The sequence below is a fragment of the Marinobacter pelagius genome, from assembly GCF_900114925.1.
In the GTDB taxonomy this organism is placed as follows: domain Bacteria; phylum Pseudomonadota; class Gammaproteobacteria; order Pseudomonadales; family Oleiphilaceae; genus Marinobacter; species Marinobacter pelagius.
Genome location: NZ_FOUR01000010.1, coordinates 62448 through 77831, shown reverse-complemented (window position 1 = coordinate 77831; position 15384 = coordinate 62448). Strand labels below are relative to the sequence as shown.

9 protein-coding genes and 1 tRNA gene are annotated in these 15384 nt (G+C 49.9%); 7 read left to right on the top strand and 3 right to left on the bottom strand.

Features of this window, described 5'->3' with window-relative positions; all coding sequences use genetic code 11:
* The first annotated feature begins 68 nt into the window (after positions 1–68).
* The 4 genes from BM254_RS16745 to BM254_RS16730 all read left to right on the top strand — a co-directional run bounded on the left by BM254_RS16745 (position 69) and on the right by BM254_RS16730 (position 3865).
* Positions 69–2267, top strand: a complete 2199-nt coding sequence (locus tag BM254_RS16745) for an AsmA family protein (protein WP_092006515.1) — start codon at positions 69–71, stop codon at positions 2265–2267.
* Positions 2267–3331 (top strand): A/G-specific adenine glycosylase, encoded by a 1065-nt coding sequence (mutY, locus tag BM254_RS16740; RefSeq protein ID WP_092006511.1) that lies wholly within the window; start codon positions 2267–2269, stop codon positions 3329–3331. Before BM254_RS16745 ends, mutY begins: the two co-directional genes overlap by 1 nt.
* Before the next feature lie 65 nt (positions 3332–3396).
* Positions 3397–3669 (top strand): oxidative damage protection protein, encoded by a 273-nt coding sequence (locus BM254_RS16735; protein WP_092006508.1) that lies wholly within the window; start codon positions 3397–3399, stop codon positions 3667–3669.
* Between the two features lie 120 nt (positions 3670–3789).
* Positions 3790–3865 (top strand) — tRNA-Phe (locus BM254_RS16730).
* 334 nt (positions 3866–4199) lie between these two features.
* Here the strand turns inward: BM254_RS16730 and BM254_RS16725 are convergent.
* From BM254_RS16725 to BM254_RS16715, 3 genes are read right to left on the bottom strand one after another with little or no spacing between them, the layout of a single operon-like run.
* Positions 4200–5039 (bottom strand): hypothetical protein, encoded by an 840-nt coding sequence (locus BM254_RS16725; protein WP_092006506.1) that lies wholly within the window; start codon positions 5037–5039, stop codon positions 4200–4202.
* Positions 5039–5719, bottom strand: coding sequence for a hypothetical protein (locus tag BM254_RS16720; RefSeq protein WP_092006503.1), 681 nt, complete (start codon positions 5717–5719; stop codon positions 5039–5041). Before BM254_RS16720 ends, BM254_RS16725 begins: the two co-directional genes overlap by 1 nt.
* Positions 5709–6524: a TIGR04255 family protein gene (locus BM254_RS16715; RefSeq protein ID WP_092006500.1), complete on the bottom strand. Its 816-nt coding sequence runs from the start codon at positions 6522–6524 to the stop codon at positions 5709–5711. Before BM254_RS16715 ends, BM254_RS16720 begins: the two co-directional genes overlap by 11 nt.
* Positions 6525–7207: 683 nt before the next feature.
* Here BM254_RS16715 and BM254_RS16710 point away from each other — a divergent pair.
* The 3 genes from BM254_RS16710 to BM254_RS16700 are packed head-to-tail and all read left to right on the top strand — an operon-like array spanning position 7208 to position 15353.
* Positions 7208–9043 (top strand): hypothetical protein, encoded by a 1836-nt coding sequence (locus BM254_RS16710; protein ID WP_092006497.1) that lies wholly within the window; start codon positions 7208–7210, stop codon positions 9041–9043.
* Complete coding sequence (locus BM254_RS16705; protein WP_092006494.1) at positions 9043–10338, top strand: hypothetical protein; 1296 nt, start codon at positions 9043–9045, stop codon at positions 10336–10338. The genes BM254_RS16710 and BM254_RS16705 overlap by 1 nt, the downstream gene beginning before the upstream one ends.
* The gene (locus tag BM254_RS16700) at positions 10335–15353 is read left to right on the top strand and encodes an FtsK/SpoIIIE domain-containing protein (RefSeq protein WP_245777465.1); all 5019 of its coding nucleotides are present in this window, start codon (positions 10335–10337) and stop codon (positions 15351–15353) included. Before BM254_RS16705 ends, BM254_RS16700 begins: the two co-directional genes overlap by 4 nt.
* Positions 15354–15384: the final 31 nt, after the last annotated feature.

Sequence of the window (15384 nt, the reverse complement as noted above, 5' to 3'; positions counted from 1 at the left end):
TTAACTTTATTAGCCAGGGGATTCGCCCTCAAGCTCCCGACGCTCACCGGAACAAGGAAGCCCTGATCATGAAAGCTGTTCGTTACCTCCTGATTGCCATTGTTGCCATCATTATTCTGGCAGTAGTGGCCATCGCGATCGCCATGGCGGTCATCGATCCGAACGATTACAAGCCGCAGATTGAAAAGGCCGTGGAGCAACAGACCAACCTGGATCTGCAGCTGGAAGGCGATATCGGCTGGTCCTTCATTCCCCTGGGCCTCGAGCTCAACAACGTGAGTGCCAACCTCGAGGAAGAGCGTTTCGTGGCCCTCGACCAGCTGGTGGCACAGGTGGATTTCTGGTCCCTCATTGCCATGTCACCCCGGGTGAACACGTTCGTACTGGACGGCCTGGAAGCCAACCTGGAAGTCAACGAACAGGGCGAAGGCAACTGGACCCGGATCATGCGTGAGTCCCCGCAGGCTGCGGATGGAACACAGGCGTCGGAAGAGCAGCCAGCCGAACAACCGCAAGAAGAAGCCCAGACTGCCTCCGGCGGCGAGCCGCTGAACTTCAACGTGGAAAACGTGCAGATCAGCAACGCCCAGGTGCATTACACCGACAACAGCACCGGCCAGGCGGTCACCCTCGAGAACTTTGCCGTCAACGCCAGCGACATCACCCTGGGTTCCGAGTTTCCGCTGGAAGTCAGTTTCCTGGTGGACACCGCCAAGCCACAGCTCAAGGTTGATGGCAGCATCAATGCCCGTCTGGCCGCGAACGAGGCCCTCAACGACTTTGCCGTCTCCGGACTCAAGGCCGTGTTTGACATGAGCGGCGAGCCGTTCGGGGGCAAATCCGTCACGGCCGAGCTGGCCGGTTCAGCCAGGGCCAACCTGGAAAACGAGACCGCCACACTCTCCGGTTTCACCGCCAGCCTGGCCAACCTGGCCCTGTCCACCGAGCTTGAAGTGCAGGGCTTTGGTGATAAACCGGCGATGAAGGGCAACCTGGACATCCAGGAATTCTCCCTGAAAGAGTTGCTCAGCAACCTGGGGCAGCCAGCCATCGAAACCAGCGATCCTGACGTACTCAAAGCGGTCGCCTTCTCCACCGACATCGGCGGCTCCCCGGGCACGGCGGCCCTGGAGAACCTCACTTTCAAGCTCGACGACACCACCTTCAACGGCGCTGGCAGCTACACCCTGGCCGACGGCGGCATTGTCTTCAATCTGCAGGGTGATGAGCTCAATGCCGACCGTTACCTGCCGCCCAAGGCCGAAGGTGAGGAAGCTGCCGCCAGCGAGGAGCAGCAAACCGCTGAGGCCGGCTCCGCGGGAGGCTCGGGCTCCGCCCCCGAATCTGACCTGCTGCCGCTGGAAACCCTGAGGACACTGCTGCTGGATGTGGATTTCGGTCTCGGAAAGCTGATCGTCAGCAACCTGACCATCAACGAGATCAAAGCCAGCACCACCGCCAAAAACGGCGTGCTCAAGGTCGATGACTTCAGCGGCAAGATGTACGAAGGCAGCTTCGGCGCTAACGCCACCATCGATGCCCGCAGCGACAATCCGAAGTGGAACTTTGCCTCCAATGTGACCAATGTGCAGACTCTGCCCCTGCTCACCGATCTGGCGGAAGTGGACATGCTCGGCGGTGGTGCCAACCTGAAAGTGAATGCCACCACCACCGGCAATCGCATTTCCGCACTGCGTGAGAATGCCGATGGCCAGATCAGCTTCAACCTGGCCGAGGGTGAGTTCCGCCGCATGAACATGACGCGTATGGCGTGCCAGGGCATCGCCCTGGTCAACCAGGAACAGCTGACCACCACCGACTGGGGCACCACCACACCTTTCAACGACATGAGCGGCACCCTGGACATCAATGGCAACACCCTGGCCAACAAAAATCTCGTGGCCTCGCTCGCGGGCATGAAGCTGGAGGGACAGGGCACCGTGGACATGAAGCAGACCACCCTGGATTACGAGGCGGGCCTGCGCATCGTGGGTGAAGTGCACCGGGACCCCGCCTGCCGGGTGACCGAATACGTGGAGAATGTGGTGATCCCGGTGGAATGCCGTGGCAACTTCTCCGAGGACCCGGCAGGGCTATGCTCCTTTGACGGCTCCCGCTTCCGGGACACCCTGAAGACCATTGCGGAGAACGCCGCCAAGGCCAAGGTGAAAGAAGAGGTCGACAAGGCCAAGGACGAAGCCGAAGAAAAGGTGAAGGAAAAGATTGAGGAGAAACTGGGCGACAAGCTCAAGGGCCTGTTCCAGTAATGACCGACCGTTTCGCCGACAAGCTCCTCACCTGGTACGACCAGCACGGCAGGCACGACCTGCCGTGGCACCATGACCGCAACGCCTATCGGGTCTGGGTCTCGGAGATCATGCTCCAGCAGACCCAGGTGACTACCGTCATCCCCTACTTCGAGGCCTTCATGGCCCGGTTCCCGACCGTGCATGACCTCGCTAATGCTCCGGTGGATGATGTGCTCAGCCACTGGTCCGGACTCGGCTACTACGCCCGCGCCCGCAACCTGCACAAGGCAGCACAACAGGTGGTTGAGGAATTTGACGGCGAGTTTCCAAAGGATCAGGAACAGCTCGAGTCGCTCACCGGCATCGGCCGCTCCACCGCCGCCGCCATTATTGCCCAGGCCTTCGGCAAACGAGCCACCATCCTCGACGGCAACGTCAAACGGGTACTGGCCCGCTACCATGCCGTCCCCGGCTGGACCGGCCAGACCGCCGTGCTGAACCGACTCTGGGAACACGCCGAAGAGCATACGCCTGACGAACGCGTCAGAGACTACACCCAGGCCATCATGGACCTGGGTGCAACGGTGTGCACCCGCACCCGGCCCGACTGCGAAACCTGCCCGGTCAGCGGAGGCTGCCGGGCCTATGCGCTCGGCGAAACAACCCTTTACCCCGGCTCAAAACCAAAGAAAGCCAAACCGGAAAAAACCACCTGGATGGTCATCCTGGAAGACAGCGACGGCCGTATCCTGCTGGAGCGGCGACCACCCAGCGGCATCTGGGGCGGCCTCTGGAGCCTGCCGGAACTCGACCCGGCCTACGGCCCGGAAGAGCTTTCGGAAGCCTGCGAACAGCGGCTGGGGATGAGCTGTGGCGATCCGGAACTGGTCAGCGGCTTCCGCCACACGTTCAGCCACTACCACCTGCACATCCAGCCCGCCCGACTGCCCGTCACGGGCAGCACAAAGGTTGCCGACACCGCGCAACAGCGCTGGCTGCACCGGGACGAAGCCCTGGCCCTGGGCCTCCCTGCCCCCATCCGCTCACTGCTGACCGAACCGGAGCAGGCCGCCCTGCTCTGAGGCGGCGGCACCCCCGCACGATCTGTTATCATTCAGCCAGATTTCACATCGACACAGGAGCCGACATGAGCCGCACCGTATTCTGTCGCAAGTACCAGAAAGAAATGGAAGGCCTCGACTTCCCGCCCATGCCCGGCGCCAAGGGCCAGGACATCTTCGACAACATATCCAAACAGGCCTGGGAAGAATGGCAGGCCCAGCAGACCATGCTCATCAACGAAAAGCACCTGAGCCTGATGGACCCGAACACCCGGAAATACCTGCAGGCCCAGATGGAACACTTCTTCAATAACGAGCCTTTCGACCAGGCTGAAGGCTACGTTCCACCCGAGAAATAACGGCGATTGGTCAAGGCCTGAGCAACCCTGAAAAGATTCAGAAATTTTTGCCTGCCGGCCTTGACTCATCAACCCTAAACCGGTTTAATAGCGCCCCGTTGCAGCGCAGTACCGCAACACGCCCGGATAGCTCAGTTGGTAGAGCAGGGGATTGAAAATCCCCGTGTCGGTGGTTCGATTCCGCCTCCGGGCACCATTAAGAATTCTGACGAAGCCCGCCCTTGTGCGGGCTTTGTTGTCTGTGGGATTGAGATTTGTAAGCAATATGTAAGCAGTTTCGAAAAAGACCTGCCTTAAAACCTTTCCGCTTCAGGATTATTTCAGAACAGCAATCCTCTATAGCCATCAGCACATCAAGAAGCTACAGCAGTTCACGATAGAAAATTCACAAAGAATCTGCCGTCGACAATCCATTTTCAAGTTTGAGGCAAAGCGATTTGGGATATTGCGAATGGGCGACACAAATAAAGGAGTGGGGAGTGGGGGACGAAAATGACAAACAATCACCGGAAACGTAGCGCCTATTAACGTTAACGTGCCTCCATTTGGTGCTCAACCTCTCCCTCGCCATCGCCTCGAAAACACATATCATCCAAAAAGATTCTTCTATGCTTCTCCAGGTCACTCAAAGTAAGTTCGGCCGTGGACAGAATGGATACCACACCGTCATACCCATTCGAATCGATGTACTCACTCAAGCTTGCCTCCCAAGCCCCTAAAAAGTCCATTATCTCATCACGATTCTCAGAAGCCGAAACCCTTTCATCACTGAAAACAATGATCCAAGAGGCACTAAAGTCTTCATTTTCTACATCGTCTCTGGCGCCAAGAAAAACACCGGTAACTACATCTCCAAATCGGTCATATGTCCTTTTGACCTTTTCTTTAATTTTCCCTAATACCTTTTTCCAATGATCATTGAACTCATCCGAGAATGAAGGACGGTAGTACCTTGCCGCCAGCCAAGTCGTCAATTGGGTACAGACTTCACTGCTGAGCGAAAAAGGGTTGTTAGGTGAAAAACGCTCAAGCAACTTTCTGGAGAAAAGAACCCTCTCTCGAATAAAGAACCCTAAGCATTTCGTTTCACCATCAACTGGCACTTCAACATGCAACACTCTACTATTACTAGCCCTCGTCAATTCTGGCTGCACCCTATCGACAAGAGAAAAGCCTATAAACTCAACAAAGGGCTCATTACCAAAATCGCCATGAGCGAGATCACAGGATTGAGTAGCAAGCACATAAAAATCCTCTTGCAACTCAACACTATCACAATGCTCCTGCAAGAGCTCACGCTCCACTGTCGCCCACTGAAGCCAACCATTCTCAATTATCGCATCAGCTCTCGACGACACATTGACACCCATTAAATGAAAGACGAAGCCTGATTTGTCGCGATCTCCGAATCTGAATTCCGAGATATGCGCTCCTCAACCCGAATTCTCTTATCTAACTTTTCTTTCACTTCAACATAGGACGAGAAAAAGTGGTCCTTATCCCCCGTTTTTACAGCCTCACTAAACAGGTCTAGAAATTTTTTACCACCCGAATCAGGCGCAAACATTTTAAATAGCTTAGATAGCGCCAATCGATGCGAGTCATCTATTGAAGACACAAGCTCAGAAATCACGACCAACCGATCATAATTTTCGTCAGCAATCGCACCACCTTTAAGCCAGCTATATAATGTCGGCCTTGCTACCCCCAGGATCTCGGAAAGCAATTTTTTCGATAGGTTAGACTCAGATAGTAGGCGGTTTAGGACATCGGGAACGGCCACACTGGAATCACTACCACCAACAGGATGGCCGGCCAGCTCTAAAACATCCTCAGATGAAGAATGCTCTTGGTGCGCAAATGCGTCCTCAAATAGCAGAGCTACGGTCCCCCGCATAAAATCCTGAGACTGTGATGAGTGCAAGCTTTTGGAGTAAATCATGTTGTCAGAAGATGTAACAACACCAGCACCAGCAATTGCCATTAGTGTCAAAAGTCCACCAAAGCGGGCATCAGCAAATGGACTTTCACTGCTACTCTTAGTCATCATGGGCAGATTCCAGTATTTTTATATTTACTGTCTCTTCGAAAACGTTGTGACAAACTTCATGAAGCTCGTCGATATGATCAAAAACTTTAGAAACATCAAAATCTTTCAGCTTTTGCTGCTCATCATCAACGTGATCAGTATCTATCACCAAGGTATTGTCAACCGGCTGATCACCACCTATCACAGAAAAGCTATTCAATATCGACGGATGAACAGGTGGCTGCTTCTTTAAATAAGTTCCCCTGACTATTAAATTACCGAACTTTGTAGTGTTATATAACTCAATTTGACTTTGCTCGTTAGCATTAACAACTTCATTTGCACCAAAAACCTTTGGCAAAAAGCGCTCATCAGAAACTATCTGATCTATCCCAGTACCACCTATTGGCTTAACGTGATCAACGTAACGAATCCCAGTACCCCGATAATAGGAAACTTTCATAGCTCTTTTTATTTCTTCAACAATCGGCTCGAAAAATTCACGAAAATCGGCGAACCTCGAATAAACGGTGCTATGCAAAACTATTCGGTCATCTTTAACCATTACGCCTTTTTTATTATCCAAGTCAGAAAAATAAAAATTCACACTATCGTTGGTAATGGTATTAATAGTTCCATCCTGATTAATCTGGATATTCCTATCGTTGCTTTTCTGTTCATAGTAGTTTGGCAACTTATCGCGCAAAATCTCTTGGACTTCCGACATGTATCGCGCGTAGGACTTGATATCTTGTATTCTTATCATAGCGAATACGTAAATAAGAGGAGCATTCTTAACCTCCCCTCTTCGATAGTTTTCTCCCATTATATTCGCCCTCAAGATAGCTATAACCTTTTACCGGTGTCACTTTACACCGCACTTTACACCTATCATAGCGCAAAACCAATCAACTGACTCACTGCGTTGGCAGAACCCAAATCGGAAATGACCGCTGAACTCCTCCATGCGCCATTAGGAAACTGGCGTTGCCCTCGTCCTCGATCTTAACCAGTCGTCTTTGGGTCCTTACTCAAAGAATCTGCCTTCCGCGGGGATCGCTGAGCGCGGTTCGGGCTTATCTTCAAAATTTCTTTGACGCCACAACTTCAGGGTCATCACCGGACATTACTAGGGAACAGTTGGATTAAATACTGGGGACAGGTCATTGCATCAAGCTGAGAAAACGCAGATTTAGTGTAAGAACTGGCTAACGAGGTTGTCCTGAATTTCTAGCACCTGGAGTCATACGGGCTCTAGCCGCTCTATTTCTGCGAGTCCTATTTCGACGGTAATACCTCACCGCTTCGACGTGCACACCTCACTGGGACGCCCACACGATAGAACCTCTCTAGCCGCAGGAACTGCACCCCTAACAACTGTGCATCACTCGGGTATGACGAGTGTCGAGACAGTAAGTAGTGTGCTAAATTACTAGAGTTATTAGGGACTAAGTGATCCCAAGCGTAGTAAATCGCCTTACGGATTCTGCGAACCAGGAGCTACAAAGAATGGCGAAAGAAATAAATGGACACGTGAATCGCCTGCATCGATACCTTCCTTTCAGCCCTTCTCACGACCAAATCTACGAGGAGTACCAGAGCACCGACGACGCGCTCAACCTTAAAACAGAAGCACTTGATTATCTTGAGGGCGCCATCAGCTCCGGCGCAAAGTTAATCATACTGACTGGAGATGCGGGCCACGGCAAAACCCATCTCTGTCGAAGACTGCTTGAAAAACATTTTGGCTATTCCCAGGAAGATGCGAGACAGAAGATTAATGAGCTCTGCGATGGAAGCGCACTAATAGGAGAAAATACCGGCAGAATCCCGCTCAGGATTTATAAAGATTTTTCTGAGATGACAGTAGGTGTTGCCTCAGAACAAATTGAGGTGGAAGCGGGGTCTGATACTGTGAGCATAATCTGCGCCAATGAGGGCCGACTTCGAGCAGTACTTGAATATGGTAAAGAGCTCCCCGGCAGTCAAAACCTTCTGGAAAGGTTTAGAGACTCTTTCGTTGACGGACTAGCCTCAAGTGACGGCCAAGTCCATATCGTCAACCTGAACTACCAGTCTGTAGCTTCGGATCATCAGAATAGCTTAGTCAACCTAGCCATTCGTTCATGGGTGGATGGAAAGCGTTGGAGTGTTTGCCAACACTGCGATAGCCGCGATTTCTGTCCAATCCTATTCAACAGACAGCAGCTCTCAGCCAGCTCCTCAAACCAAGCTACAATTCGCCTCAGCCGCATTGACACACTTTTTGCGACAGTTGAGCGCCTCGGCTCAGTAGTAACGATTCGCGAAATACTCATGGCCATCGCCTACCTACTTACTGGTGGCTTAAGCTGTGAGAATGTTCATCAAAAGTTAAGCAATCGCAAACGAGGCTGGCAAAGCAAATACACGTTTTACAACAGTATGTTTGCCCCCCCTCCAGAATTAAATTCCGACAAGCTGAAAAAAATTCCTGTTCTTGCTGATTTCTCGAAGCTCGATCCAGGCCAGAGATCGATCAGAGAAATAGATGAGATGCTCCTGAATGATCAGGGCATTTTTGATGACCACTTACCAGACCTGCAATTTGTATACCGTGGCGCTGGCAGCTCTATCGATGTTGACGCCGCGAATGGCATCGACGAAGTAATAGGCAATCCGAGAAACCGGAAGGAACGCATCAACGAAGCAGTATTTGTGCAGGATGTAGTCCGTTCTTTGCGACGGAAATTCTTTTTCGAAGATCCCAGCGAAAACGTAATGCAAAAACTAGGCTTTGAATATGGCGACGACTTTCTAAAAGTCTTTAAGGGACAAATGCCTGCAACACAAATGAGATCACTCAAAAACCGGATTGTTGCTGGGTTACATACAATTCAAGGTTTGCAGCTAGGCGCGAGGGAAACAATGCTACAAATTGTTGACCCTTCTTTCGCAAACGCAGGCAACCACTCAGCGATAATTGCGAGGAGTATACCGACTACTTCGATCAAAATACTTCCTATGCGCGACGCATGGGACATCGATCCCGAAAAAGAACGCTGGCAGATTAGCTCAACGGTTGACTGGCTTGATAGACACATCGTCCTCAGAGTTCTAGATAAAGATAAAGGCCCAATGGACTTCCCTATCAACCTCATGGTTTTTGACTGTATTGCACGAGCTGGATCTGGTTATATTGCTGAAGAATTCTATGCACACGACCTTAGAAGAATAAAAACCTTCCTCGGAAGTCTCGCACGCCATCAAGTTTCAGAAGACGGAAACATATCTCTTTTTATTCACGGCAAACTACATTCTGTGTCGATCGATGAAGGAGTTATACAGGTTGGGGGTAGCCTCTAATGTCAGTAGATAGAAAAAGTGAAGAGGTTACTGCACCTTCACTGTCCAGAACAATATTTGGGGGCGTCCTTGACTACGATGGTGCAGGACTATACCCAGGGCTAGAACTTCTTAACTTAGTATTTGGCACTGAGGCCAAATCACTGTTACCAGATGACGACTTTATTAAGATAAGAAGAAGGTCTCACGATTTTGCAAGAAGATTAGTTTGGGATGATGGTTTTGCAAACACGATAGAGAAAAATGAAGTTCTTTATGACATTCACACTGAGGAAGCAGTACGCCACTTGCTATCGAGCCTCCAACTCCCAATACCGAGTACAAGTAAATCACCAGGCTGGGATCGCGCACACTTTTTCCCATTTACTAAGTCCTTAATTCACTGGGACGCGCGTAAAAGGGCAGGCCGGATAAAGATTGAGCGTCGCTATTTACGAGGTGGTGGAGCTCTTGCCTTTCATATTTTGAGAAGTGATCCAGACTCAGCGCGACTTGAAAAAATACGGCAGGGCTTTTCCGACTTATATTCGGATAATGATGAAAGCGCTCTGGAGAAGCTTGCGGAGACATTACTCGCAAAGGGTTATAGCGACTCAGAAGCGGTAGAAGACAGGCTGGAGTCTGAGAGTGAGCTAAAAGGTGACGAAAAAGAAGAATTATTGAGGGACGGTGTAGCGAATATCCTTGGACATGCAGAACTGTCAGCTGTAGCAAGAATCAAAGCCCTCATGAGCTGGATAGCCTTCTGGCTAATCTTAATTCAACATTCTAGGGCAAGCGACTATCTTGGCACCCCTCCATCAGCGCTTATATGTGACTGCAACTCTTGCCACGCACAGTTAAGGCGGGCCTCGCAACGCTGCCTTAAAGACATGGAAGCACTCATCCTCGGTGCTGCGGAAAAGGCCGCAGATGGCGCGGAGCTAAAGCCAAAACAGCGCACCAAACTACGAGGATTCTTCTGGGCCTCTGCAGCCACGATAAAACTGTTAAATGCATGGCGAGGTCGCCGGCACTTCATACTTGGATTGGAGCTTGCAGAAACACTGGTTTTAGCAGGGATTAAGGGCACATCCGAAATGCCCTTCGAGCAGTTTGTAGACGACTGGTTATATGACAGATGTAGACTGGTTATCGGTCGAGCAGCTGCACAAAAGCATAATTTACTAGAATCATTCGACGCCAGCGTCTTCGAAGATAATGAAAACTCCCTAGCTGTTCAGATGCGAGCCGCGGGCCTTTTGACAGAATACTCTGATACCACAAGGATGGTTGGAACTGGAGGTCTTTTGTGACATTTTTTGAGAAGTGCAACCAAGTCATCGCTGAAACTGTATTTTCTATAGTTGCCACCTCATTTGGTAAAGATATCGAAGGATCAGCTCGGAACTGCTTCCGAGTAAAAAACCTACAAAAACAGGAAATACTGAAGCTAATCGACGTTTGGTCAAAAGAATCGCCCGCTCACGACTTACAAGATGTCAAAGTCATAATTGCTGGGGACTCGGATGATGACTATCCGAGTGAGTACAAGGCAGAGAAAGACCGTTCAATAACTTGGTACAGGAATAACAATGAGAAGGGGCTCGTATACCTTGAGACAAAAACTGAGAGTGATGAGCAAGGTTTAAAGAACATCTTTACTCTTCAGGATCGAAACTTCCTAGACGGCTTTTTCGATGACTTCGAATTTAACGTTCCCGAAACAATAGTTGGCCGATGCTGGAATATCGTTTCGAGTGACGGTTCGAAAGTTCCAAGTTTTTTTAGCAACCTTTTACTAGAGGTTCTTAACCATATCCATCCAGGAAAGACGCAGGTTCCAGTTCGGAATTTTATTAAGTTTGCACTCGCGAGTTGTGAGGCATACCACTCGAGGCAAGAGAGCCTAACCGCAGAGCAACAAGAAGAATTGATTGGCGAGAATATAACACATCTGGGGCTTTTCCCAGATGCATTGTGGCGGAGGGAAGGATCTGAAATTCGCACTTCCAGACGACTTGAGTTAAATCTCTCTTACGCAGAGTTGGTCACAACGAACAGTTCTGATATTGAAGCAGATGAAGTAGCCAAAATCTGCGCCAAGATAAAATTCCGAAATGTGGAGGGCGAAGAATACTCGCCGAGCGAACAGGAAAAATGGAAGAAACTCTGTATAGAATATAGCACCCACCGATCCCCCCAAGTCAGAGCACTAATCCCATTTCAGATTTTTGAACAACTTTTCGCCAAAGATGTTAAAGGACTGGCATTGGGTGATCGTGTAGAGAAAGAGATTGAAGATGCAGACCTGGGTCGTGTTGACGAGTTCCTTGACCTAAACGTCAAGGATGGCTTGAATAAGCGGGCTCAGGAGCAGGCACAAACTCTTTTGGATGCCGACAATGCTGATTCGGGACTGCCTCTAATCGACCTCCTTTCGAAACAGACTAGGCGCATGGTGGAAAAGGATGCGTCTCCTACCCCCGAGCGTTTTTTTAACCCGCTTATCCAGCTAGCGGAAGTGGCCAGAGACTTCCACGCTTCCATAGATCACGATACTCCTTGCAGGATCGAAGTTCGATTAGGAAGAAACGGCCATGAGACATCTCCTTCTGTCGGGCTTTTTGCTTTCCTATACGGAGCAACGCTGCAATCCGTCTCGGACAATTCTTTACTCAACCCTGGTGGTTTTGAACTCCATGTCGATGATAGCTTTTTGAATCCCAAGATCCCCTCGGAATACCGAAAGGATATCCCGGAGGAAGAGGGTGAAATTTACATCGAATGGAACCCCGTCCCTGTCGAGTTCGCCTTAGTCGACATAGCTACTGGAACCGAGTTGGAGATTTCCAGCAATTATGAATGGCTGCCGGACGACTACCCTTTCTTTGCTCTGTTTTGGATAAAGGTTTCAGAGCAATCAAATCAAGACTTCTACGACAGCTTGAAGATTCCTGCGGACACAGATCAGGACGAGTGGTTATCTAATGTTTGCAATCGGACTTTATCACTCAAAGACTATTCGGTTCCCGAGGACCGACAAGAGATTCTGACCAGCGCACCATTGTCTGAGCTCGCGGATCAGAGCCAAGTATTCAGTTCATTGTCCAAATCAAAGGGTTTAGCTGTCGATTCGATCAACGAGTATCTAGACAGCTGGAATGGCACTTTGGAACGAGCAAAAGTCCAATGCGTCCCAGACGGAAAGGTTGATACGACTCTTGAGTTTTTATTGACCCGAGATTTCTTAGAAATCAATGGTCCATCCCGAGTCTTAATGCTACCAAGCCATCCGACTAGGTTGAGATGGATCGCAGATTACCTGGCGGTATCTGATAAAAATGCAACTTATGCACTAGCCAATCAACTTAAGCTCAATGAGAAAAACGATAAGTTATACCTGCGATGGCTATCAAGCCTCTCTCCCCATCAACAGCCACCCATCGCTGTCACCTCTGACCGAACACTGTTATTTGCCTCTGGAGAGCAGGGGTGGTGTGAAGAGTTTTCTCAGAGAAATAGAGAAAGAACCAGCCAAGGCGGGATACTGGATTTTCCATCAATTTCCGAAATGGGAAGCCAAGTTCGAGCCTATTTGGAAGCACATCCTTACAAACAGGACGGACTTAAACTCCTACTGATTATCCATAGAGGAGGACGACTCGCTGCAGAACTCATTAAAGAGATACGCAGGAATGAGTTCAAAAACGCCAGGATAACGATTCATGTTCTTGCTCCGCTCGATATTTGGGAAGAAGTGATCGCTCATTTCGAAAAGCTACCAACCGAAAATCGTATCAATGAGGGAGGAAAGCTATTTCCACCACTGCAGCTTCGCTTGCATGAGTTCGGCCCCGATGACGCCCTCAGCGAAAACGTGTTGAAACAGCAATTCGACATAGCGCTCGTTCCAGGTCTCCAGCGAGATGAACTGAACATTCAACATAATACTGAGCCTAGCGGTGAAAGAGAGGGTAAATTCGATTCACTACTCGACCCACCCAGCAGTGTATACGGTGGCCACAAAGGTGGCGAGATTGCAGTATCAATGATTCCACGAGCCTCTGATCAGCTTTTAAACAACTGGTCAACACTGTCTGTCAGACACGCACGTTTAGGCCCGGTCTCTAAACAGCAGCCGGACAACACTGACTTTATCGAATTAAAGATTGGGTTCCAAAACTCCGCGAAACTTTACGAGCAGCTTCATGAAGTGGCCCATTGGGTTGTCCTTCTCGAACGATATATTTCACGTGAGCAGGTAGAAAGCCTGGAACCTCAACCGGATGTTCTAACCGTGCGCGAGAATGTTGGAACCAGCGGACTATACACTCTGATCGTGTCATCCAATTCTGGGAAGAAGCTTATTATCCATCGGTTGAAGAGAAAGCTTGAGAAGATTGGGCATCATAGCGGCATGTCCACAGAGCAACTGGGCCAACTTGCCGAGAAGATTTACGATGAAACGCGGAAGATTTCCCCGCGATTGGTACTCCAAGCTATGGGGATCTCAAGGGTCACGGAAGAAATTCTAGGCCTAATGATCGCCATGCACCTAGCCGATGCGCATAATCCTGAAAAGCCCCATGATGGCGTCACTGTGTGGATTTCTTTGGATGAACATCTTGAGTGGTTTAACGGAAGCAGCTCAACTAGGGCGGACCTCTGTAAAATTACTCTGGAGCGAGTGGGCGATGAGTTACAGGTGGATGTAATGATTGTCGAAGGAAAATTCCGACTCGCCTATGACCACCACGGCATTGATCAAGTTAATTCTTCATTGGATTTGTTCAAATCGATAATCGACTTTAACGACGATCAAACAGAAGCTGTCGACGCCCGGTTGTGGCGAGAGCACTTGCTGGCGGCCATGGAAAACGTGAACCCAGAAGCAAGGGCGTACTATGGGATGGCCATAAACGAAGTTGCTGATGACAAATACCGCCTGCCGGAAAAGATGAGGAATGATTTCAGAAATGGGGATTACAGGCTTAGATCCATCTCCGGTCTCTATTCCATATGTTGTTATAGCGAGGAAGGACAGCTTCAGGGTGACTACGAGCGCGATGGGGCGATACAAGTCATCAAATCGTATAAAAACCAAGTGCATGATTTGATAGCCGGCGAAACCTCCACGTTCATTCAGACGGAGCAGCACCCAACTACCAAGGAGTCTTCAGGTCCTTTAGTACCCTCTGAATCAGATAAACCGCCAGAAAGCGTTCTTTCTTCGGTGCCCAACGAAGCTGATGAGGGCGCCCCCCCTCCCCGAGGAAAACTCAGTGAGGCAGACTTAATTAAACGATACCAAAAGGTTCTGGATAAATTTGGCGAATTCGGGGTATCTGTTCAGCAGCCTGAAGACCCGTCAATGCGCTTTATCGAGGGCCCTGCATCGATCCTTTATCGAGTTAAACCCGGCAAAGCGGTAGATCCCCGGAGGCTGTCAGAAAAAGCCGATGTTTTGAAATTGGCTTTAACACTTGATCAAGACCAGAACATCCGATTTGGGAACCATCAGGGCTATGTGACAATCGACGTACCAAAGAGCCAAGCTGATCGCTACTACGTTGACGCGACCGACATGTGGAAGAGATGGACTCGACCTAGCAATGAGCTTGCTGCTCCGCTCGGAGAGGATGGTTACGGGCAAATTGTAGATCTTAACTTTTCCTCCTCGAACTCTCCCCATCTTCTCATAGGCGGTACAACGGGAAGCGGAAAATCTGAGGCCCTAAACACTATTCTTGATGGCCTAATTCACTATTACAGTCCAGATGAATTGAGGCTCATGCTGGTCGACCCTAAAGGCACAGAGCTAAGTCAGTATGAAGAGAGCAGCTACCTTGAAGGCGCGATTGGTTGGGATGACTCAGATGCGCTTGAATTGCTAGAGAGCGCAGTAGAGGAAATGCAGCGCCGTTATGAGAAGCTCAAGGAGCAGAAAACCAGATCGCTTCCTGAATATAACGCGAAAGTTGACCCGGACCAGAGAATTCCATGGTGGGTCGTTGTGCTCGATGAGTATGCCGATCTCACTTCTGAAAAAGAAATGAAAAAGCAAATTGAGGCATACCTCAAGCGATTAGCGCAAAAAGCTCGTGCGGCGGGTATTCATGTGATTATTGCCACGCAGAAACCCAGTGCTGAGGTAATCAGCACCAACCTGCGCTCTAACCTACCAGCACAGCTTGCCTTGAGGGTTAAAAGTGCCACAGAAAGCCGGGTGATTATTGACGAGACCGGTGCGGAAACTTTAAACGGAAAAGGTGATGCCCTAATCAAAGCAGAGGGCAAGTTGACCAGAGTCCAATGTGCGAAAACTTAGTCTAAAGTGGGGGCATTTCGAACAGAATGGC

Coding starts and splice junctions, on each gene's coding strand:
- BM254_RS16745 (WP_092006515.1), top strand. CDS start 69: ATGAAAGCTGTTCGTTACCTCCTGATTGCCATTGTTGCCATCATTATT.
- BM254_RS16705 (WP_092006494.1), top strand. CDS start 9,043: ATGTCAGTAGATAGAAAAAGTGAAGAGGTTACTGCACCTTCACTGTCC.
- BM254_RS16725 (WP_092006506.1), bottom strand. CDS start 5,039: ATGGGTGTCAATGTGTCGTCGAGAGCTGATGCGATAATTGAGAATGGT.
- BM254_RS16710 (WP_092006497.1), top strand. CDS start 7,208: ATGGCGAAAGAAATAAATGGACACGTGAATCGCCTGCATCGATACCTT.
- BM254_RS16715 (WP_092006500.1), bottom strand. CDS start 6,524: ATGGGAGAAAACTATCGAAGAGGGGAGGTTAAGAATGCTCCTCTTATT.
- mutY (WP_092006511.1), top strand. CDS start 2,267: ATGACCGACCGTTTCGCCGACAAGCTCCTCACCTGGTACGACCAGCAC.
- BM254_RS16720 (WP_092006503.1), bottom strand. CDS start 5,719: ATGATGACTAAGAGTAGCAGTGAAAGTCCATTTGCTGATGCCCGCTTT.
- BM254_RS16735 (WP_092006508.1), top strand. CDS start 3,397: ATGAGCCGCACCGTATTCTGTCGCAAGTACCAGAAAGAAATGGAAGGC.